The sequence below is a fragment of the Thermoanaerobacterium sp. RBIITD genome, assembly GCF_900205865.1.
In the GTDB taxonomy this organism is placed as follows: Bacteria; Bacillota; Thermoanaerobacteria; order Thermoanaerobacterales; family Thermoanaerobacteraceae; genus Thermoanaerobacterium.
Genome location: NZ_LT906662.1, coordinates 144,318 through 165,987 on the forward strand (window position 1 = coordinate 144,318; position 21,670 = coordinate 165,987).

At 31.0% G+C, this 21,670-nt stretch carries 19 protein-coding genes, 1 pseudogene and 1 riboswitch; of the genes and pseudogenes, 4 read left to right on the forward strand and 16 right to left on the reverse strand.

The features are described from left to right. Positions 1–24 precede the first annotated feature (24 nt). The 10 genes and pseudogenes from CPG45_RS00720 to CPG45_RS16980 all read right to left on the reverse strand — a co-directional run bounded on the left by CPG45_RS00720 (position 25) and on the right by CPG45_RS16980 (position 10,003). Positions 25–1,344 carry an ABC transporter substrate-binding protein gene (locus tag CPG45_RS00720; RefSeq protein ID WP_096230179.1) on the reverse strand — a complete coding sequence of 440 codons (1,320 nt, stop codon included), beginning with the start codon at positions 1,342–1,344 and terminating at the stop codon, positions 25–27. A gap of 2,250 nt (positions 1,345–3,594) precedes the next feature. Then, positions 3,595–4,119: an ExeA family protein gene (locus tag CPG45_RS00725; RefSeq protein WP_231968907.1), complete on the reverse strand. Its 525-nt coding sequence runs from the start codon at positions 4,117–4,119 to the stop codon at positions 3,595–3,597. Positions 4,120–4,173: 54 nt separating this feature from the next. Next, entirely contained in the window at positions 4,174–4,944 is a 771-nt protein-coding gene (gene istB / locus CPG45_RS00730) for an IS21-like element helper ATPase IstB (RefSeq protein WP_096230063.1), read from the reverse strand. A gap of 1 nt (position 4,945) precedes the next feature. Beyond that, complete coding sequence (istA, locus tag CPG45_RS00735) at positions 4,946–6,544, reverse strand: IS21 family transposase (protein WP_096230180.1); 1,599 nt, start codon at positions 6,542–6,544, stop codon at positions 4,946–4,948. A gap of 57 nt (positions 6,545–6,601) precedes the next feature. Then, the gene (locus CPG45_RS00740; protein ID WP_096230181.1) at positions 6,602–6,796 is read right to left on the reverse strand and encodes a hypothetical protein; all 195 of its coding nucleotides are present in this window, start codon (positions 6,794–6,796) and stop codon (positions 6,602–6,604) included. Positions 6,797–6,817: 21 nt separating this feature from the next. Next, positions 6,818–7,285, reverse strand: a pseudogene (locus tag CPG45_RS00745) (Mu transposase C-terminal domain-containing protein); the annotation flags it as partial. A gap of 110 nt (positions 7,286–7,395) precedes the next feature. Next, complete coding sequence (locus CPG45_RS00750) at positions 7,396–8,415, reverse strand: tyrosine-type recombinase/integrase (RefSeq protein ID WP_096230182.1); 1,020 nt, start codon at positions 8,413–8,415, stop codon at positions 7,396–7,398. A gap of 95 nt (positions 8,416–8,510) precedes the next feature. Continuing rightward, positions 8,511–9,083 carry a DUF6431 domain-containing protein gene (locus CPG45_RS00755; protein ID WP_096230183.1) on the reverse strand — a complete coding sequence of 191 codons (573 nt, stop codon included), beginning with the start codon at positions 9,081–9,083 and terminating at the stop codon, positions 8,511–8,513. A 222-nt stretch (positions 9,084–9,305) separates the two neighbouring features. Then, a complete protein-coding gene (locus CPG45_RS16675) occupies positions 9,306–9,686 on the reverse strand; it encodes a UPF0236 family transposase-like protein (RefSeq protein WP_157732433.1) in 381 nt (126 codons plus the stop codon). A 149-nt stretch (positions 9,687–9,835) separates the two neighbouring features. Further along, on the reverse strand, positions 9,836–10,003 hold the full coding sequence (locus tag CPG45_RS16980) for a hypothetical protein (RefSeq protein ID WP_172856438.1): 168 nt from the start codon (positions 10,001–10,003) through the stop codon (positions 9,836–9,838). Between the two features lie 208 nt (positions 10,004–10,211). Here CPG45_RS16980 and CPG45_RS00765 point away from each other — a divergent pair, with 208 nt between their 5' ends. Together CPG45_RS00765 and CPG45_RS00770 are read left to right on the forward strand one after the other, a co-directional pair. Then, on the forward strand, positions 10,212–11,015 hold the full coding sequence (locus tag CPG45_RS00765; protein WP_096230185.1) for a Cof-type HAD-IIB family hydrolase: 804 nt from the start codon (positions 10,212–10,214) through the stop codon (positions 11,013–11,015). A 66-nt stretch (positions 11,016–11,081) separates the two neighbouring features. Further along, on the forward strand, positions 11,082–11,747 hold the full coding sequence (locus CPG45_RS00770; protein WP_096230186.1) for a Ku protein: 666 nt from the start codon (positions 11,082–11,084) through the stop codon (positions 11,745–11,747). Here the strand turns inward: CPG45_RS00770 and CPG45_RS00775 are convergent. Beyond that, positions 11,742–12,185: a tyrosine-type recombinase/integrase gene (locus tag CPG45_RS00775; protein ID WP_502695808.1), complete on the reverse strand. Its 444-nt coding sequence runs from the start codon at positions 12,183–12,185 to the stop codon at positions 11,742–11,744. The genes CPG45_RS00770 and CPG45_RS00775 overlap by 6 nt on opposite strands. A gap of 756 nt (positions 12,186–12,941) precedes the next feature. Next, positions 12,942–15,224, reverse strand: a complete 2,283-nt coding sequence (locus tag CPG45_RS00780) for a sensor domain-containing protein (RefSeq protein WP_096230187.1) — start codon at positions 15,222–15,224, stop codon at positions 12,942–12,944. 803 nt (positions 15,225–16,027) lie between these two features. On the opposite strand from CPG45_RS00780, the gene CPG45_RS00790 reads away from it, so the two are divergent. Further along, positions 16,028–16,342, forward strand: coding sequence for a hypothetical protein (locus CPG45_RS00790; protein WP_096230188.1), 315 nt, complete (start codon positions 16,028–16,030; stop codon positions 16,340–16,342). Positions 16,343–16,513: 171 nt separating this feature from the next. Next, a complete protein-coding gene (locus tag CPG45_RS16985; RefSeq protein WP_172856428.1) occupies positions 16,514–16,699 on the forward strand; it encodes a hypothetical protein in 186 nt (61 codons plus the stop codon). A 448-nt stretch (positions 16,700–17,147) separates the two neighbouring features. Here CPG45_RS16985 and CPG45_RS00800 read toward each other — a convergent pair whose 3' ends face one another. The 4 genes from CPG45_RS00800 to CPG45_RS00815 all read right to left on the reverse strand — a co-directional run bounded on the left by CPG45_RS00800 (position 17,148) and on the right by CPG45_RS00815 (position 21,560). Further along, complete coding sequence (locus CPG45_RS00800; RefSeq protein ID WP_096230190.1) at positions 17,148–18,440, reverse strand: homocysteine synthase; 1,293 nt, start codon at positions 18,438–18,440, stop codon at positions 17,148–17,150. Positions 18,441–18,577: 137 nt separating this feature from the next. Continuing rightward, positions 18,578–18,685: riboswitch (SAM riboswitch) on the reverse strand. A 165-nt stretch (positions 18,686–18,850) separates the two neighbouring features. Then, positions 18,851–19,771: a PLP-dependent cysteine synthase family protein gene (locus CPG45_RS00805; RefSeq protein ID WP_096230191.1), complete on the reverse strand. Its 921-nt coding sequence runs from the start codon at positions 19,769–19,771 to the stop codon at positions 18,851–18,853. Positions 19,772–19,775: 4 nt separating this feature from the next. After that, the gene (locus CPG45_RS00810) at positions 19,776–20,912 is read right to left on the reverse strand and encodes a bifunctional cystathionine gamma-lyase/homocysteine desulfhydrase (RefSeq protein ID WP_096230192.1); all 1,137 of its coding nucleotides are present in this window, start codon (positions 20,910–20,912) and stop codon (positions 19,776–19,778) included. 12 nt (positions 20,913–20,924) lie between these two features. Further along, positions 20,925–21,560 (reverse strand): class I SAM-dependent methyltransferase, encoded by a 636-nt coding sequence (locus CPG45_RS00815; RefSeq protein WP_096230193.1) that lies wholly within the window; start codon positions 21,558–21,560, stop codon positions 20,925–20,927. Positions 21,561–21,670: the final 110 nt, after the last annotated feature.

Genomic DNA, 21,670 nt, shown 5'->3' on the forward strand with positions numbered 1-21,670 from the left:
GTACTAAATAATTATTTATTTAAATTATTTACCAATTCTAGATAATGTATTTTTTTGTAAATCATCTAGAGTTTTACTTACATCCTGGTGCATTAGTAAAATTGCCGCTTGTGCATCATAAACATGTGTCTGTGTTTCTGCAAAATTTTCTGTAAAATATGTGCTACCTGGAATCCTTTTGGCAATATCCGCAAAAATCGGCCATATTTTTTGACCACCGCAATATTCAACACCTTCACTAAATACAGGATCATTATATAATTCAACAAGTGATGGGAATAAACCATATTTTGTAAAACCAATTTTTACGGATTCCTTATCAGTCATTGCAAATTTGGCAAAAGCAACAGCTAATTCTTTGTTCTTAGTTGAACTAGGTACCATTAATGTTGAACCACCAAGTGCCGCAGCATTATTATCTCCTTCTTTAAATGCAGGCAAAGGAAATACTCCCCATTTTCCACTTTGATCCTTGCATTGGTCCTGAAGAGTTCCTAACCACCATACACCACTAACACTTGTTGCAACTAATCCATTCTTTGTAGCTGTTACTCCACCATCCCAGCCGTTTACATTATCTACTATTCCTGCATCAACCATTTCCTTTATTTTGCTCATAGCATTAATTGACTCTTTTGAATTTAAGATTGGTTTTCCATTCTTATCAAAATACCAAGAATTTTGTTCGTTTAACATTACTCTATAAAGACCATCGTCAGCTTTTTCATCAATGCCTAACATTTTTACTTTCCCATTAGTCTTTTCTACAATTTTCTTACCGGCAGCTATATAATCATCCCATGTCTTAATATCATCTGGATTAATTCCTGCATCTTTAAAAATATCTGTTCGATAGAAAATTGCAGCCGGAGCAGCATCCCAAGGAATAGCCATGAACTTGCCATCTACAGTTGCATTTGCTACTTTTGAAGATATAAATTTGTCCTTAATAGGTGTAATTTCATTGGTCAGATCAAGAAAGCCATTAGGGAATTTTTTAACAAAACCAGAAACATGATCATCTTCTATAGAAACAACATCTGGTAATCCAGAACCTGCCGCTAACCCTACAGTTAATTTATCATAAACATCTTGTCTTCCAATATCTTTCACATCAATTTTAACATTTGGGTTTGCTTTTACAAAATTATCTGCTGCTTCTTGAAGAGTTTTTGCCGCAACATTCCAGCTCCATACTGTTATTGAACCACTTAAGTTGCTCTTTTCATTGGAATTACTTGTTGAAGAATTACTAGTTGATGATTTCCCTGAATTTCCACAACCTGTTAAAACTAGTGAGAATATAAGAACTATTGAAATAACAATCATCATAAATTTTTTCATTGCTTTCACCTCTTATTATTTTTTATTTTCACTTATACCACTTGCAAATCAAACTTTTTTAGAAAAAGCATTTTCCCAGCTCTCTTAATTACAACAAGTCTTCGAAATTGTTTAACTATAGTCACATCAAAGTTGCTTTACCATATTAAATAATTATATTAAATTTACCCCCTCTCTAATAGTTTTATTTAAACTTGTGCATATTTTAAGAGCTTTTATTTAAGCCATTTTCAATATATGCTTTTTCCCTATTACCCTAAAATTTTTTATCTGATATGTAGGATTTTCTACTTTTTTTCGAATTATAATATTTGCTAAAATTCAATAAACATTAAAGAGGAAAACCTACATGTATCAGCTATAATAAGTTTTAAACATAATTTAGCTTTTTAAAGAAACCTTTACTTGAACTTTATTTTAAGTCCTCTTTCTAAATACTTAAATCTCAACCTTCTTTCATATAAGATTATTGTTTAGTATAAAACAAAAGATATAAAACTTTTACATATTCTATAATATATCTTACAACAAATATTTATTAAATGTTTTAATTAAAATATTCTACCTTTATCCTTAAAATCATTCTTATTTTTGTAGAGTTTATCAAAACATTTTTCTAACTTATGCTTTTTAATCTAAAAATATACCATAATAAATATTTTTAATATATATTCTCAGTACTATTTTAGTTTTAGTTTTTTATTTTAATTAACTTATATATTATATATTCGACATAAACTTATAAATTCCTTCTTGAAATCATAATTAATTAATTATTTTTATAAACTTTTTTTATTCACATGCTTTTTTTGTACTATATAATATTTTTTTAATCTAAAAATATGGCATTATAAACATTTAATATATATTCTCAATACTATATTTTTAGATCTTATTTTTTTATTTTAATTAACTTATATATTATATATTCGACATAAATTTATAAATTCCTTCTTGAAATCATAATTAATTAATTATTTTTATAAACTTTTTTATTCACATGTTTTCTTTATACTATGCAATATTTTTCTACAATTTCATCAAATACACATTCATCTATTATCCCATTTACATCATCATAAAGCACCTATTCTTCAACGTATTCTAAAGTATCTACAGATTTGTTAATTGGCTTAGTGTCTCTATTTCAAACATTCAATTACTTGTATATGTTTCAAAAGAGACTACGAAATCTGGATATTTAACACCGGGTTTATGTATATATAATAGTTATAGAAATTTAGACAACGAAAATCGATTTTCTCAGTGATTTAAGTTAATAATAAGTGCTATAATTATGACGAAATATTAGAAAAGTTATCCATAGGTGAAAAGAAGAAATCATCAAGCAGAATTAAAATCAAAAATCGTTGTTGAAGTTTTGCGTGAGGAAATGTCTTTAAATGAAATAACTACCAAATATGAACTTAGCCCTAATTTGTTCAGGAGGTAGAAAACAGAAGCAATAAAAAATATGGCAGCTATGAGAAGTAAAAATTTTCGAGCATAAAGCCCCATATATGCAATAGTAGTATATACTAAAATTATTTTATCGTTTAGAGGCTATTAATAATGACGAGAAAAGAAAGACGGGAATTAACAAAAGAAAGTAAGGCTTTTAGAAAATTACTAAAAGTGATGAAACATTTTTTAAGGATTTCATTGAAAAACAGGGCATATTAAACTCTAACATAAAAAAAACAGTCCATGCGTCTTTAGAAAGCTTTCGACATTATGCACTAACATAGCAGGACCTTTTAGACTGTTAAACAGCAAGATATCACATCCTGAAAAATTGAGATTAATTAAGTTGACTTATCCTAAAAAGTATAAAGATTAAACAATCACTAAACATTGTTTTTACTCAAAAATTCACATTATACAATCTATAAGATCATATTATTCTAAAATCATATACATATAGCTTTAAGTATATCCATCTTTAGGTTTTACGCTTTTTGGGTAAATGCCATCTTGAATGTACCTTCTCCCCCGGATTGAACCGGGAGAAAGTTGTTTTATGGCACCAACCCTCTCCGAAGTGCTCAGGTTGCACCCCTGCATTTCCCTATCCCCTTCGGAGAAGAAGATACACTCATATATCCAATTATTCTGTAATATTTATATCACTTTGAGCTCTAAATACTAGCTCACCATTTATAGTTTTTTGACTTTCTTTAGCTCCTAATATCATTGACATTTCTGCAAGTAAATTAATTTTTCTTAAATATCCATTTGTGCTTGAATATATTAATTCAATTGCGTCATCAGTAAATATTGTTTCATTTGCATCCTGCACATTTTAATCTGGATGTTATATATTCTTTTGTTTCTTCTTTGTTTAAACCCTTTAAATGAATAATTTAAAACTATTCGCTGTCTTAATGCTTCATGTGCTTGTCTATTCAACTGTATAATTAATTGTGTTTGTCCAGACAATATAAGTAATGCATAATTTTTTGTGTCCATGTCAAAATTAAATATAATACGTAAATCATCAAGGATTGAGTTGCTTATGAACTGGGCCTCATCAACGATGATAACGGGAGTTATGTTCTTTGAATGATAACTTAATATTACATCCTGTATCTGGCGAAACATATCACATTTTCTATGCTTCGGTATTAATCCGAGACCGTCAGATAAATACCTGTAAAAATCCATAACGGTAAGTGTTGATATTGGTATGTATACAACCTTGTACATATTAGGATTTAAAGAATTTACAAAGCATTTTAGTGTATATGACTTACCAGATCCAGGTGCATTTGTCAAGTGAAAGATGCGCCAAATTTCAATCGAATTTTCCTCCACTTAGTGTATAAAAAATTAAGCAATATTCTGACTCTTTATCCATTCCTCCGTTTCTTTAAGTCTATATGAATTTCCATTCATATTTACTAAATAGGCTTTATGTGTTAGTCTATCTACCATCGCTGCTGTCATCACTGGATCTTGAAATATTTCAGCCCACCTTTCAAATGATAAGTTTGTTGTTATTATCGTTGATTTTCTTCCTGCTCTTAATGATAAGTTTGTAAATAAAAGCTCAGATCCCTCTTTGTCAAAAGAGATATAGCCAAGTTCGTCTGCTATTACTAGATCGTATTTCGCAAATTTGTTTTCAAAAGTGTGTAATGTTCTTTCTGATCTACTTTCTTTTAATTGATTTATTAAAGTTGGAATTGTTGTGAATAGTACTCTATATCCTGCCAAACAAGCTTTTATGCCTAGTCCTATTGCTATATGTGTTTTGCCTGTACCTGGATTTCCTGCAAGTATTACATTTTGTCCATTCTTAATAAATTCAAGTGAACTTAATATCTTTAATTTTCTATTCGCATCATCTGGTAGATACTCTACTTTTAGGTCTTCTAGATATTTTTTGTATGGAAAATTAGCTAGTCTTATACGATTTTCTTTCGCATGTTCCTGTCTTAGATCATATTCTTTCTGGAGCAATCCGTATAAGTATTCTTCATAGCTTATATCTCTTGCTGCAGCATCTTTTGTATCTTCTCTAAAATATTTCTTTATCCCTGGTAGTTTTAAGCTTGTTGCAAATTGTTCTATTTCTTTTGATATTTCTTTTTTATTCATTTTAAATGACGGCCTCCTCTTTGAAATTTTCGGCCTCTTTAGGTATTAAATTGCCGAATTCTTTCAGCATTTCTTTTGATTTATCTTCTATTTCATTATTTGTTTTTGTCTTTTCTATATATTCATCAACCTTTCTTTCGCATATTATTTTTATTTTATCTGTTGTAATATCAATTGGATCTATTTTTCTCAATTTCTCAATAGCATCAAGTATTTTTTGCATACCTACTATACCTACATATTGCAAGAGATCTATGAATTCTTTCTCCCTGGTGGTATAATAGGTATGGTAGATATTTTGCAACCTTGGGTCTGCCTGTTTAAGCGCTGTGCTTGAAGGCAGGGCCCCAGGTTTTTTCTTTAGTGTATTCAAGTAGTGCTCTATTTTTATTGACCATTCGTTAAATCCGTATATTCGCTCATGTTCGGCAATTTTTACATTGTCATAATAGCAAAGTATTTTATGCGAATATATTTTTGTAAATATGATTTTACCGACATAAGCATCCGGTACAGAATAATGACATGAGTCTATAACTATTGTTGAATATTTATCTGCCCGCAAGTCTTCACATCTTGCTGCATCAAATGGTGGTAATTGCGGCAGCAAATACGGTCTCTCTTCTTCAAGTATCTCTGCAGGTGACTTGTTGTCTTTTAAATGATTTTTTGTATTATTCAGCTTTTTACATACTTCATAAAGATAGTTATTAGCTTCTTCCAATGAGTCAAAGTAGTCTTTATTAGAAAATGCCTTTCTTCTTATAAATTCTACGCTTCTTTCAACGTGTCCTTTTTCATTGCCTCGATATGTATTGCAAAATCTAAATTTAAAGCAGTAATATATTGATAGTTTTAAAAGTCCTTTTGTTGGTTCTTTTTCACTCCTTCCTACAAATTTTTTAACCATAACTTTTGCATTGTCATATACTACAGTATGATAAACGCCTTTTATATCTTCAAAGAATGATACATGTGCTTCTTGAAAGCATGAAGTATCTTGTTTTGGAAAAAGTTTTGCAAATCTGTAATTGCCTTTGGCACTTGTAAATACCGCCATCTGAAATGTTTTTAACTCGCTTTTTATAAATAATTTGACTTCGCCCCAGTCGAATTCACACACATCTCCAAGTTGATATTCCGCCTTTATATATGCTTCTTTTTGCTCATTTAATATCTTATTTATTGCTTGGCAAACGGATGTATAACCTATGTCATAGCCTTCTTCTCTTAAGGCATTATATATATCAATTTTCTTTTTTTGTTGTTTGGACTGTCCTAAATACCTTTTTTGCTCATTTTCTCTAAGATAAAATTTTATGCGATTTATCACTTCCTCAGTTAACTTTATCTTATGCCTGTTTTCGATATTGTACTTAGGTTTCTCAATTATGTCATCAATAATCTCTTGAATATCTGTATTTCCATCTATTTTCCATTCATTTATCAAGTCCCTTCTCTTTTCTTCATATTTTTTAATATATTTTCTAATAACTTTTCTATCAATACCAGTTTCTCTAGATATCTGTCTTTGAGATTTACCATCTCTTATATATGATAATATTATTTCCTGTTTGTCTTTCAAAGAAATCAACTCCATCACTCCCTCATGTATTTTATTACATGAGAGAAATTTTATCTTAAAGTGGGGGATTTTTCAACTGAAATACTGGGGTACTTTTAGTGTAACATAGACACCAGGATCTCCTGTTATTAACCCAAATCCTTTTTTATCTTTTAAAAATTCTAATCTGCTCATTGCTTGTATATAATCCTGTGATTTGTAGTGATATTTCACATCACAGTCTTTAGAAAATGGATTAAATGTTAATCCATAATATACATTGAACATTGTTTTTCCTTCTTTCTTCATTTACAAAGAAAAGTCTATTTCTTTTCTTTTTATCTTAGAATTATCAATTTTGTTTACTGGATGTATTGTTTGTAAGAGCTTACCGTCTTCGCTAAAAATATATGCTTTATCAAGTGATTTTGGGTAATATCGTATATTTACATAATCACCGATATATTGCATTGGTACTTCAAATTTAACTTTTTCTATTGATACTGTCGCATCTTTAATTACACGCCTTTTAACTCTATAGAGAAATATGTTATCAAGTTCTTCCTTAGAATTTATGAATTTCATCGTGTCTGTATATTTAATGAATTTCTCTATGGGCTTCATATTTATTGATGAATGTACTGTTTGATGATATATTCCTTCGATATATTTATTCAAGTTCTCATTCAATTCGTCTATGGAAGATATTTTCTGCCAATCAAATCCATACATCCATTGGTCTTTTAATGTCCTGAAAAACCTTTCAATTTTTCCTTTTTTATGTTAAGATTAACATAAAAAAGGTTATGTTAAGAATTCCGTTATGTAAAGAAGTGATTGTAACCTTCAATACATAACGGAATTTTAGATTTTATTTCTTTACATAATCATCTGCGATTAAAATTTTTAAGCCAATCTTTCAATCTTGTATTGTTATCCCATTCTGCATCTTCCTTTGGAACTATTTCCTTGCTTGCTGCTTCGATAGCTTCTCTTTTTTTTGTTGCGTCGGCTCTGGCATATACTTCAGTGGTCTTGACACTTACATGTCCGAGAAGATCCCTGATATATATCAAATCAACTCCGGAATCTACAAGACCCATTGCTGTTGTGTGCCTCATTTTATGTGGACTGAAATCTTCAGGAATCAAATCTGGTTTTTTAATTCTGGCCAAATCAGCATATTTTTTGATAATATAATTTATACCTTGACGTTTAAATTGTTCTTTCATGTGGTTTTTAAAAAGCCAGTCATTTAGACGATATTCTTTATCAAGACCATATCTTACAATATAATCTTCAAGTATCTTTACTGTATTGCTTACCAGTGGTACATATCTACTTTTTTGGCCTTTTCCATGAACTAAAAGCGTTGCTGGGTAATGTAGTGATATATCTTTAACTTTGATATTGATCAATTCACTTACCCGGATACCTGTCGTATATAACAATGTCAGCATTGTATAATTACGAAAACCACTTCTGGTATTGATATTTATTTGTTCAAACAGTAGTTTAACACCTTCCGTTTTAAGATATGAAATCTCTTTCTGTGGGGCTTTTTTTATCGGTATGCCTAAAATAAGTTGAAACTCAACTAAATAATCCGGAAACTCATACATCAAATAACTGATAAAACTGTTCAATGCGGTCTGTCGTTGATTTCGTGTTGCGACTGAGTTTTTTCGTTTTGCCTGTAACCATTCAAGGAATTCCAGTACTGTATGGTAAGTCAAGTCAGATATTTCTATCGAATCGGCCGGAGTGCCTTTCTCCTCCATGAAAGTAAGAAATAGTATAAAAGCGTATCGATATGAATCAATTGTCATTGGTGTACTACCGTTGGTATTAGGAAGATATACGGTAAAAAACTTATTAAGATAATAGGCAAATTTAGCTGTTTTCATGATTTGCCTCCCCAAATACTGTCAAAAATAGCGGTAAATTACATAAAAAACAAGGCTTTTGCAAATAAGCAAAAAAATTTAACCAAGAATTAAGTTTAAACTTTTTTGAGAAAATGTACTTTCATTAAATCAAAATAGTGTAAATTAAACTTTAGTTTTTCTTTTGTATATTTACAAATATTGCTTATCAAAGTTCTAGGTGATAAATTGTTCATTGTTTCAATATATCCTTGAAAGTTAGCAAAAAAGCTGTGAACATAATTCATAATCGAGAGAAATCTCATTTTGAAATAACTGATATTTTGCTCTTTTACAAAAGACAAATTAAAGTCGTCAATAATTTCATCAGCAACATATGTAGTGCCATGTCCATCGATAAATAGCTTTTTTAAAGAAGTTAGAATAACGGATAAAGGATAGATAAAATATGGCACAAGAAAATCCGGTATTAAAGCATGTGTTTTATGACATACAGGACAAATAACTCTTGCTATGGTAATATCTACGCAATTATTATCGATAAAGACACCCCTGCAGTAATAACCATGCCTGTGCAATTTACCGTTGTAAGTGCAATTAGGACATCCAGATGGTGTATCTATGTACAAATATGATTCATTTTCGATATATTCATGTATATTTTTAACTGGAAAGGCTATAATTATCATTATGATACCTTTCTTGGGGTGGTAATTAATTTTACCGCCCCATTATTTTTTTCTATAATTGTAGGCAAGATTAACCAATCTTATACATGTATATGAAAATTAATTAGCTTTACATAATGGATAAGGTCAAATTATTTTGCTTTTTATGGTGCTTTTTATATTGAAATAATTTGCTGTATAACATTAGACATAAATCGAAAAATTCAAATTCCATTTACATAATTAATGATACATGAAAGGAATGTGATTTGCAATACTTTTTACAATTTCAAAAAATAACATTAAGAAATTTAGTATACTCTTGCTAACAAAAAGTAGAAAAAATAAATTGCAATAAAGCGGTAGCTCTTTGTAGTTTTTAAATCTTTCTAATTTTGCCTTTTTCTTTTCATCATCTTTTTGCTTTATAATTAGCTTTGCTATGTATCCTAAGCTTTCTTCATCTCTTCCTTCATTTAGCATTTTTATTAATTCATGTGCTTCTTTTTTATTTTCTACATTTTTGATGACTGCTTGGCTTTTATGAAATAGGTCTAATTGGTAATATACTCCTTCTTCGCAAATGCATTGTTTTATCCAGCTTACACCATCTCCATTTATTATCTAGGTTTCTATTTCATCTATTGTTATATTCTCTCACTACTAAAGCAGCTACTAGATCTTTAAATTCTTTACTGCTCCCAAATCCAGCACATGCTATTTTATTATGTGTTATGTATTCATTACTGCTAGGCGTTTTTTTGTTTTATCCGTCATATATTATTGCTAATTTTATTTCTTTTTTCCCTCTGCTTTTTTTTGTTTTTTAGCCTGTCTTTGCCCTGCATTGAAATCCAAGTTTCATTGCAAACAAATTTATAAATTTTTGTCTCTAAACTCTTGAAATTTATTTCATTTTCATTTAAACTTAATTCGAACATGTAATCACCCTTTTTTGTTTTGTTTTCTTAAATAAACATTATAACGGATGATTCATGTTTTAGAAAGGTATTTTTGGGCAACTTCCTATTTCCTTTTTTTACCGCCTACAAAAATTATACAGTAAGATAAACTCTTTGAATTTTTGGCCAATAAATGATATTTCAGTAATGTAATAATCTACATGATAACTTTTTTGAGGTGAATGAAATGAAATATAAAATGGTAGTAGTTGACGTAGACGGAACCTTATTAAATAATAATAGAGAGATAACTACTATTACAAGAGATAGTGTAAAAAAATTTCGTAATATGGGAGGGATTTTTACATTAGCTACTGGACGTGGAATAAAGTCTGCATCGCCTTACATTGAAGCTTTAAATTTAGACGTACCTGTTATTTTGTTTAATGGGTGTATAATATACCATCCTTTTGAAAAGAAGATATTATATAAAAGATTTCTTCCTGACACTTTATATAAACTAATCGCCGAATTATGGCAAACAGGCAGATATAATGTTAATATGCTTGTATTCAGCCTTGATGGCATTTTTGTAAAGGAAATTACTGATATAATTAGATTATATATGGCTATAGACCATGTACAGTGTGACGTTGTTGAAGATATGACTTGTCTTAATAGCATAATAAAAGTAATGCTCATAGGTAATACCAAAGTATCTATGCAATTGGTACATGATTTAAAGAACATGTCTAAAGAACCATTTACATATGTACAATCAGATGAATTCTTTATAGAAATTTTACCATTTAGTGTTACAAAGGGCACTACATTGAAAAAGCTTTGTGAACTAATAAATATAAACATAAATAATGTTGTAGCAATTGGTGACCAAGATAATGATAAGGAAATGATTTGCACAGCAGGATACGGAATAGCCATGGGAAATGCGGATGAAAAATTGAAAAAATGTGCTAAATACATAGCTAAAACTAATATTCAAAACGGAGTAAGCGATGTACTTGAAAAAATCATGAAAGACATAATATAAAAGTAGGAAATTTCTAACACTTTGTTAAAAAAATGTTTGTGGGCATATTAAATATGAGATGATTTTATGCGCTCAATGTGGAAAGGTGCAATAAATTTTGGACTTGTAAGTAACCCGATAAAACTTTATACCACAACAGAAGACCATACAATACATTTTAGACAGCTTCATAGAGACTGTAAGTCACCAATAAAATACGAAAAATATGTCCTAGATCCTATATATTATGATAAAACATATTTTATAGCGCCAGAAGACATTGGTACTAAGCCATGTATTCTTTTAAGAGATTCAATGAAAACAAAAAACCGTGTTGCGATAGCAAAGGTTGCAATAAGGTCAAAGCAATACCTTGCATGTATTAGAGTATATAATGAAAAATATATAGTTATGGAAACAATGCACTTTCCTGATGAAATAAAAAGTAAAAAGCAGTTTCCTCCTTTAAGAGAAGTCAACATATACGAGAATAAAATAAAAATGTCAAAACAACTGATTGATACACTTACATCTGAATTTAAACCTGAAAAGTATGATGATAATTATAGAAAATCACTTATTAAAATTATTAAGTCCATAAATTGTTACTTTTTTAGATATAGTTATATTTATTTCCCCTTTTATTTGTACAACAAAAAAACAAAAATTCCTGCAAAAATTTTTATATCTAATTTCAATACCAAAAAACCCCTAACTTCATTATTAGAAGTTAGGGGTAGTTCAATTTTATAATTGTACAGTTGAATACAATTCGTCTTTTTGGTCTTGATTTATGCCAATATAGCGAAGCGTTATGCTTTGGGAACTATGGTTAAAAGTATCCATTATTAAACCAATATTGTATTTTGACATTTTATATGTCCAGTATCCCCAGGTTTTTCTCAAGCTATGTGTACCGAAATTTTCTATGCCAATGATATTTGCTGCTTCTTTTAAAACACGATACACCTGGACACGGCTAAGATGCCCACCTTTCTGGCTAAAGAAAAGATAGCTGTCATCTGAAAGATTGTGGCTGTTAACATATGAAATAATAGCTTTACGCAATGTCGCATTTAATTTAATCTTTTTTTCCTTACTTGTTTTCTTTTCTTTTAAAACAAGATATTCACGAAATTGTCCATTACTATTAAAAATATCTTTCGCTCTTAAAGAGATAATATCGCTAATTTATGCCAAATTTAAAAAGTAATGCATACTTAGGGTTATATCCATTAAGAAACTGGTACATTTGTTTAATTTTACTTTTGTCTCTAATAGGTTCAACTGTCATTATAGCACTCCTTTATGTAGCATTTTCATTAATATTTTAAAAAATGATACATAGAAATTCAAGTGTATTTTTATCCATTGAAGTATATTTTTATCTTTGAATGCCAGTAATTAAACGTCTATAGAAGTTACAATTTATGTGTATTGTTACTTTATTCAGCTATGCCAGGTACTGATATGGTGAATCAGCACTGTACATTATTATAATAATACGATAATTAATATAAATGATAACCTAAAAAAGTCGAGCCTGATTTTCCATCATAAGATTACATGGAAAACAAAATATAAGGTAATTAAATTTATGAAAAACACAGACATAAAAAAGCAAAAGTTTTCACTCTAAATACAAAATATTTCTACTTAATTCAAAATCAAATATTTGTGTTACAGAAAAATATAAGCCAGAATAAATCCGGCCTATTTTGTCCAAATCTTATTTATCTGCTTTGGAAATTATAAATGTGGGGCTCAAATCATCACCATAAAACAACAGTTCTTCACTATTTTCCCTTATTAAATGCCTATTTTGGTAAAAAATCAAAGTCATAGATCAGGGAAAAAGAAATAGATTAAACTATTATTTTTAAGTTTTGCTCTTATACCTTATTATACCTTAATTGTTCTTTTACCACTTCCCCTTAAACTTCTTTCTTATTGACTTCTCTGAACAGTTCGAATAACCTCGTCTGGAGGCAAAGGTTTGCTGAAATAATAACCTTGAACTTCGTCACACCCACACTCTACAAGACAATCAAGTTGTTCTTTTGTTTCCACACCTTCAGCAGTAACGCGGAGTTTCATCCTATGTCCCAATAAAATAATCGCATCAACAATAGCCTTATTTACATCTACTTTTATTTCGCTCACAAACGACCTGTCTATTTTTAAACCATCAACTGCAAATTTTTGCATATATCTGAAAGAACTGTTTTCCGTCCCGAAATCATCTATTATTATTTTAACCCCCGCTTCCTTCAAATTATAAAGATTTTCAACTACCGTATCCACTGCTTCTATAAGGACAGTTTCAGTTATCTCCAGTTCCAGATATCTCGATTCAATCTCAATTTCGTTCAGTATACCACAAACAACCTTTGCAAAATCAGGCTGCTGCAGCTGATGCACCGAAACATTCACCGAAACACTGAAACCAGAATACCCCATATTAAGCCACTCTTTTATCTGGTTGCAAGCTGTCTTTAACGCCCACTCACCTATAGATATTATCTGTCGTGTCTCTTCTGCAATGGGAATAAAATGAATGGGACTAATCATTCCTTTTTTAGGATGCTGCCACCTTAATAGTGCCTCCATACTAACTACTTTACCAGTCCTTGCATCAACAATAGGCTGATAGTACAAAAGGAACTGATCTTTTTCCAAAGCCACCCTCAAATCCTTTTTTATTGCGTTAACAAATTCTACCTCACTTCTCATAACCATGTCAAAATATTGGAAACTATCTTTTCCATTTCTTTTAGCCCTGTACATGGCTATATCCGCATTTTCAAGTATAGCCCTTTCACTTTTTCCATGGTCAGGATATATGGCAATACCCATGCTAATAGTGACATACAGTTCATGATTATTTAGCTTTATTGGCAGGTTAAATAGTTCCAATATTCTATTTGCAACCTTGTTCGTATCGTCAATACTACTTATGTCAGTAAGTAAAATGACAAACTCATCACCGCCCACTCTGGATACCATATCTGTTTCACGCAGGCACGCTTTTAGTTTCTTTGCAACTTTCTTCAATAGCTTGTCACCTATATGGTGTCCCAAAGAGTCATTGATAGATTTAAAATTATCAAGGTCAATAAAAAGTACCGCAAATTTCTTTCCATTACTTCTTGCATCTGCCATAGCATCTTTGAGTTTGTCCATAAAAACATCACGACGTGGCAGGTTGGTTAAAGTGTCATAAAATGCCATGTATTCTAACTTGCTCTCCATTTGCTTACGTTCAGTAATATCCGTATGCGACCCTGCCATTCTTATTGCTCTACCGTCTTCATCCCATAATGCCTTTCCTCTACTTAAAATCCATATATACTTACCGTCTTTTGTTTTTACCCTATATTCGCATGAATAAAATGGTGACTTTTTCTCGAGATGCCTATTCAGACTATTGATAACTGTTTTAACATCTCTTGGATGAATAAATTTAGCCCATGTTTTACAGTAGTTATTCACTACTTCCGTATCAAAACCAATGATATCCTTCCATCTTTCAGATATGTATACCGTATCTGTTATCATATCCCAATCCCATAGTCCATCACCTGCTCCTTCAACTACCAGTTTGTAGCGTTCCCCACTTCTTTTCAATTCATCCTGCTGCCTTTGTATTTCAATTAAGTTCTGTCTCAACTCTTCTTCTTTGGCCAGAAGTTCTTCATTCATTGCAGATAGTTCTTCCTGTTGTGAAATCAATTCCTCATTTAAAGCAAGAAGGTTGCTATTTGCTTCTTCAAGTTTCATTTCTGCATTCTTTAAGTCTGTAATGTCTATGCCAGTGGAAACTATATACTTGTTCCCTTCATCATCACAAATAATACTATTATGCCACATAATATAAACTTCTCTGCCATTCTTCATAATCATTGGTTTTTCACCTTTGTAACGAATACTTCTATCTTCAGTATCGTCAAAATGTTCTTTTATGCGGATTATCATATCCTTGGGAATTATTGAACTTACATCTATACTCTCTGTTTGTTCCTCGACTACTATATCAATTACAGCTTTGGTATATCTGTTGAACCAAATAACTTTACCATCCAATGTCCAGACTACTATAAGCATATGCTCGTTTTCAAAAATTCTACTCAAGAATTCTTCTTTCTTCTTAAGATAAGCAATTGATTTCTTGGATTTTTCGATAAAACTTTTACTATTTTCAATACGCAACTTCTTACTATTGTTTGCCATAAATTTCTCCTTCTCTGATTTTCGAATAAAAACTCAAACATTTTTGACGCTGCTTTAATTCAAAGCTTTTACTGTCTTTCAGTTTACCAACCGCTGCCTGATGGCTGGTTTTCAAATTTAGATTCCTTACTGCTTTTATTTGTATTCTATGAGAGCCCTCCTGCTAAATAAAATAATAAAGTAACAAAATATGAATTTTGTTACTTAAATTCATATTATATGGTAAAAAGGTTTATCTCCCTCAAAAAAATTTTTTATACTTTTCAATTACCTAAACATTTATTATCAGGAAATCTTTTTATAGAACTAGACAATTGAATACAACTTATCTTTTTGGTTCTGACTTGCCCCTATATAGTGGGGGGCGATATGCTATAAACTGTGATTGAAAGTATCCATTATGAACCCGATATTGTATTTGAAGGTTTTATATGTCCAGTATTTCCAGGTTTTCGTAGGCTGTATGTGCTAAAATTCTCAATACCTCAGGATATCTATGATTCTTAAACCAGCATTAAGACCGAGCTTGAGCAATAAGCCATATTTCAGGTCTTTCCCATTTAAGAACTTGTGCATTTGTTTAATTTTTTTTGTTCGTTATTGGCTCTACTGTCATGTAATTATTCTCCCTTCATGGTGTGTAGTATCATTAAATATTATATAATTAATACATTATAAATACAAGCTTTAATAAAATATCTTTAAAGATAAAATTATATAATAGCTTAAAATATGGCAATGCCTATTCCTAAATATTTTGTCACTTTACTTTAGTTTTTCAATTTATACTGCAGGAGAAGAAAATGCTTACATATTTTGAAAATATCAAAGGAACGCTGGATTTGACAGGAAGACTTTCAAATTTTAAAACAGAATTTGATATAAATTGTTTAAGTATTTTCCTCGTTGATCAAAACAAAATATACTGTATCGAAAAAATTGATGTTGTTAATGATACCTCTTGTTGTTATCCTTTACCTGTTTCACATGATAATAATATTATTTATTTTGCATGCAACAGCTCAAAGCTCCTTTACCATCTTACTAAAGACGACGATACCATAGTTTCAATGGAAAAAGATATCGTCGAGGAAATATGCATCCCTGTGAAAATATAAAAACACAAAGATATCACTGTTTGTATATATTTTAGATTCAATCATAAAGCTAAAGACATCACAGAATTATTATCTTCATTTTTTAATAAGTTCGATCTCTTTGATATATACTATTATGCATTGGTAAAATATGACCAGTTAGCCGATACCGAAAAAATTTTAATATTCCTTATGGTATTTGAAGATAATATAAAATCAAACCAGTCGTCTACGAAGATGCATACTGTCAATATAGCATTTTGGTCTATTGAAATAGCTAAAAAGTTGATTTTTACCGAAAATGACCTTGAAAAACTCTATTATGCAGCTTTATATCTCGATATTGGTAAAATAAAGGTAAAAAAACAGTATAATTAACAAAGAAGGTCCTTTAACAGAAGAAGAATATGAAGAGGTTAAGCACCATGCAGAGTATGTTTACATAAAATCGCTTAGTACTTTTCATTAGTTCTCTTAATATTAAAACTTTCCATTTGTTTTAGAGTATAAATCATTCCACGTTCATATTGCTTAAGGTGTTTAAAACTTCTCTTTTTTGTGTTATCATTATTAATAGCCATAGCTTCAATTTTTTCTTAAATGTTATTTACTTGTTACATTTAATTATACAACTAACCTTTAAAAGAAAAAGTGTTTAAAAAACAATAAAAATGATATACTTAAAACAAATGATAGAGAATTTAATTATAAATTATAATAACAAGTATCAGTTTATCTCTAATTAAAAGGCCAGACACATTTTATTAAATATGTCTAGCCTCCAGTTTTCTAGTCAGCCCTCACTATACCTTTAAATGCATATGATTTATTCTGCTGCCTTTTTAAGTGCTTGATCAAGGTCATATATTATGTCGTCGGGGTCTTCTATGCCTATTGATAGTCTAATTTGATCAGGCGTTACTCCTGCTGATAACAATTCTTCTTCGTTTAGCTGTGAATGGGTAGTACTTGCTGGATGAATTACCAAAGACTTTGCATCACCTACATTTGCAAGCAATGAGAATAATTCAAGGCTGTTTATGAATTTGATTCCAGCATTTATTCCACCTTTTATTCCAAATGTCAATATTGATCCAGCACCTTTCGGTAGGTATTTCTTTGCAAGCTCATGATATTTATTTTCTTTAAGTCCAGGATAGTTAACCCACGTCACATTTGGATTGCTTGCTAAGAATTCTGCTACCTTTTGTGCATTTTCCACATGCCTTTGAACTCTTAATGACAAAGTCTCTAGTCCTTGTATAAATAAGAAAGCATTGAATGGGCTCAAAGCTGCACCGGTGTCTCTAAGAAGCTGTACTCTTACTTTTGTTATGTATGCCGCAGGTCCAAATGTCTCCACATATTTTAACCCATGATAACTTGGATCTGGTTCTACGAATTCTTTAAACTTCCCACTTCCTACCCAATCAAATTTTCCTGAATCTACTATTACTCCTCCTATTGATGTCCCATGCCCTCCTATAAACTTTGTCGCTGAATGTACTACTATATCTGCTCCATATTCAAATGGGCGGAAGAGATATGGTGTTGCAAATGTGTTGTCTACAATTAGCGGTATTTTATTCTCATGCGCTATTTTTGCTATGACCTCGAAATCAGGTATATTTATTCCTGGATTTCCTATTGTCTCTATATACAACGCCTTTGTTCTGTCTGTTATTGCTTTTCTGAAATTTTCAGGATCATCTGGATTAACAAATGTCGTTTTAATGCCAAGTTTAGGCAATGTTAAAGCAAAAAGGTTGTATGTCCCACCATATAGTGTGCTTGCAGATACTATTTCATCACCGGCACCTGCTATATTCAGTATGGAGTACATTATAGCTGCAGAACCAGATGCTGTTGCAACCGCACCTACTCCTCCTTCTAGTGCGGCAATTCTCTGCTCAAATACATCATTTGTCGGATTCATGATTCTCGTATATATGTTTCCTGCCTCTTTAAGATTGAACAATGCTGCAGCATGGTCAGTATCTTTAAACACATAGGATGTTGTCTGATAGATTGGAACAGCCATTGAACCTGTCGTAGGATCTGGTTTTTGCCCCGCATGTACCTGCAATGTATCAAACTTTAACTTTCTTTCTTCACTCATCTAAATCTCTCCTCTTCATAATTTTAGTTTTAGACAAATTTGAATGTTATTCTTTAATTTAATGCACCTCTTTTCGATTTTTTATAGAATATCAAAAGCCCTCTTCGATGATGAAGAGGGCTAAATTTACGCCGCTCCTCTCATCTTTCAGGTTTCCCTGCAGGATTTGGCACCAGACGCATCAAATGATTGATGTCGGTTGCCGGGTTTCATCGGGCCAGTCCCTCCACCGCTCTTGATAAGAGGTTTTAATATTCTTTTTTAAATTTATTGATATAAATATTATCACTTTAAATTAATAATGTCAATAGGTATTCTTGGTTTTTTTTACCTCATGATTATTCTTTAAAATATATACTGCTTCTAAAGGAACCACATCTATTTTACAATCTTTTAATGCTTTCTTCTACTTAAAATCTATATAAATTTTCACTAAAATACCTATCAGATCTATCAGGAAATACTACAACTATATTTTTTGATTCTTTTTGCTTATTTGCCTGTTTTATAGCCGCAGCAAAAGCAGCACCTGATGATGATCCAATAAATAAGCCTTCTTTTCTTGCAAGTTCGTTTACGTAATAAAAGGCTTCATCATCAGTTACCTTTTCAACATCATCTATTAAGCTTACATCCATAGTATCAGGTATAAAGTCATTACCTATGCCCTCTATTTTATAGCATTTTACTATATCTCCACCACCGATTATTGAACCAATAGGATCAGCAAGCACACCTTTTATTTTAGGATTCTTCTCTTTTAAATATTTAACTACACCTGTGAACGTTCCACCAGTACCTGCTCCAGCAATAAGTATATCTACATTTCCATCCAAAGCATCATATATCTCTGGTCCTGTTGTTTCATAATGAGCCCTTACATTTGACATATTTTTAAACTGGTTTGGTATAAATGAGTCTTTAATTTCCTTCGCTAATTCATATGCTTTATCCATCGCTCCTTTCATTCCAAGCTCTTTAGGCGTATTAACTATTTCAGCACCTAAAGCTTTCATTAGTATCTGTTTTTCTACTGAAAATTTAGTTGGTACTACAAATATGACTTTATAACCTTTATTCAATAATGCAAGTGCAAGACCAATGCCTGTATTCCCAGCAGTAGGTTCGATTATCGTTGAACCTTTTTTTATTAATCCCTTATCTTCAGCATCTTTTATCATATAATAGCATGTTCTATCTTTTACAGAGCCACCAGGGTTCATATTTTCAAGTTTAGCAAAGATGTTTACATATGAAGGTATATCAAAATGAGTTATTTTTAGAAGTGGTGTATTGCCAATTAAATCACTGATTTCCTCTGCATATTCCATAGTTTCAACCCCTTATCGCATTTTTTAAATCATCAATTAAATCCAGATAATTCTCAAGTCCAACTGATAGTCTTACTAGCTTATCGGTTATGCCGAGTTTCAATCTTTCTTCCTCTGGTATAGACACATGTGTCATTTTTACTGGATATGAAATTAAGCTTTCGTATCCACCAAGACTTTCAGCAAGTGTAATTAGTCTTACATTATTTAATAATTTTAATGCCGTATCTTTATCTTTTAACTCAAATGAAATCATGCCTCCAAAGCCGTCCATCTGCTCTTTTGCAATATCATATCCTGGATGTGTAGGTAAACCTGGATAATAAACTTTTTCTACCTCTGGCTGTTTCAAAAGCCAATTTGTGATTTCTTTCGCATTTTGCTCATGTCTTTCCATTCTGACACTAAGAGTTTTTATTCCCCTAATCACAAGATAAGAATCCTGCGGTCCTAAAATACCACCAATTGCATTTTGCAGAAAATGAATTTTATGAGCTAATTCTTCACTATTAACAACAACAAGGCCTGCCACAACATCGCTATGGCCCCCAAGGTATTTTGTTGCACTATGAACAACTATGTCTGCACCTAATTCAATAGGTCTTTGGAAATATGGCATCATAAAAGTATTATCAACTATCGAAAGTATGCTATATTCTTTAGCTATTCTTGAAATTTCTCTGATATTTGTAATTGTCATAAGAGGATTTGTAGGTGTTTCATAAAATATTGCCTTTGTATTTTTTGTTATGTTTTTTATAACATTTTCTTTCGAGGATGTGTCAATAAATTTTGACACTATACCGAGTCTTTTAAATACTTTATCAAGTACCCTGAATGTTCCTCCATAAACATTATTTGAAACTATTACCTCGTCACCAGCATTAAAAAGCATCAAAACTGTTGATATTGCTGCCATGCCAGATGCAAAGGCAAAACCACCCTTTCCACCCTCTAGATCATTTATCAGCTTTTCTAATGATTCTCGTGTTGGATTACCTGTTCTTGAATACTCATAACCTCTATCTTTTCCTACAGCATCCTGTTTAAATGTCGATGTTTGGTATATAGGCGTTGATACTGCACCTGTTCTTTCATCACCAAATATACCTCCATGAATTAATATTGTCTCTTTCCTCATCCTAAATCCTCCTTATTTTTTCGTTCCTTTTGCTATAAATATTCCTGTTTTTGCTGTCTCTCCTTTAGAAGACTTTGCAGTTGCATAAAGGTCTGTTTCTTTTACAAGTATTTCTTTAAAGTTACTACGAATGAGCCATTTTTCTATATCTCCTAAATTAAATCCAAGCCACCTGTCATACATTTCAAATCTTGCCCATTCGTTATTGTGCTTCATTACATCAGTTATTACTAAGCTGCCACCATATTTTAAAATCCTGTGAATTTCCATAATTCCTTTAAATGGATTTTCCACATGATGTAAAGCCATATTTGTAAATACAATATCAATAGAGTCATCAATAATGGGTATTTCTTCCATACTTCCCTTTAAAAAAATCATGTTATTAATACCAAGTTTATCAGCTGTTTGTTTTGCACATTTAAGCATTTGCTCTGAAACATCTATACCAATAACCGTTCTTGCATATTTTGATAGTTCTAAGGCCATAAAGCCGGACCCTGTACCGATATCAGCGACAGTAAAATCATTCTTTCTTTTTAACTTTGATAGCTCAATTGCAATGTTGCGAATATCATCGTCAAAGTATTTTTTTCTTATATCATCCCATTCTTTAGCTATACTGTTAAAATAATTAATAGAATCCATAAAAATGTCCTCCTTAATTACAAGTAAATTGATTGGATTACTTGGTTTTAATATTAAAATAACACTATGATTTAAAATTGTCAATAGAAATTTCAAATTAGTTTTTGATT

What these genes read in the sequence shown, in the direction of transcription:
- CPG45_RS00720 (WP_096230179.1), bottom strand. Translation starts at nt 1,344, where the DNA reads ATGAAAAAATTTATGATGATTGTTATTTCAATAGTTCTTATATTCTCA.
- istB (WP_096230063.1), bottom strand. Translation starts at nt 4,944, where the DNA reads ATGAATAAAAAAGAAATATCAAAAGAAATAGAACAATTTGCAACAAGC.
- istA (WP_096230180.1), bottom strand. Translation starts at nt 6,544, where the DNA reads ATGGAGTTGATTTCTTTGAAAGACAAACAGGAAATAATATTATCATAT.
- CPG45_RS00740 (WP_096230181.1), bottom strand. Translation starts at nt 6,796, where the DNA reads ATGTTCAATGTATATTATGGATTAACATTTAATCCATTTTCTAAAGAC.
- CPG45_RS00750 (WP_096230182.1), bottom strand. Translation starts at nt 8,415, where the DNA reads ATGAAAACAGCTAAATTTGCCTATTATCTTAATAAGTTTTTTACCGTA.
- CPG45_RS00755 (WP_096230183.1), bottom strand. Translation starts at nt 9,083, where the DNA reads ATGATAATTATAGCCTTTCCAGTTAAAAATATACATGAATATATCGAA.
- CPG45_RS16980 (WP_172856438.1), bottom strand. Translation starts at nt 10,003, where the DNA reads ATGTTCGAATTAAGTTTAAATGAAAATGAAATAAATTTCAAGAGTTTA.
- CPG45_RS00765 (WP_096230185.1), top strand. Translation starts at nt 10,212, where the DNA reads ATGAAATATAAAATGGTAGTAGTTGACGTAGACGGAACCTTATTAAAT.
- CPG45_RS00770 (WP_096230186.1), top strand. Translation starts at nt 11,082, where the DNA reads ATGCGCTCAATGTGGAAAGGTGCAATAAATTTTGGACTTGTAAGTAAC.
- CPG45_RS00780 (WP_096230187.1), bottom strand. Translation starts at nt 15,224, where the DNA reads ATGGCAAACAATAGTAAGAAGTTGCGTATTGAAAATAGTAAAAGTTTT.
- CPG45_RS00790 (WP_096230188.1), top strand. Translation starts at nt 16,028, where the DNA reads ATGCTTACATATTTTGAAAATATCAAAGGAACGCTGGATTTGACAGGA.
- CPG45_RS16985 (WP_172856428.1), top strand. Translation starts at nt 16,514, where the DNA reads ATGGTATTTGAAGATAATATAAAATCAAACCAGTCGTCTACGAAGATG.
- CPG45_RS00800 (WP_096230190.1), bottom strand. Translation starts at nt 18,440, where the DNA reads ATGAGTGAAGAAAGAAAGTTAAAGTTTGATACATTGCAGGTACATGCG.
- CPG45_RS00805 (WP_096230191.1), bottom strand. Translation starts at nt 19,771, where the DNA reads ATGGAATATGCAGAGGAAATCAGTGATTTAATTGGCAATACACCACTT.
- CPG45_RS00810 (WP_096230192.1), bottom strand. Translation starts at nt 20,912, where the DNA reads ATGAGGAAAGAGACAATATTAATTCATGGAGGTATATTTGGTGATGAA.
- CPG45_RS00815 (WP_096230193.1), bottom strand. Translation starts at nt 21,560, where the DNA reads ATGGATTCTATTAATTATTTTAACAGTATAGCTAAAGAATGGGATGAT.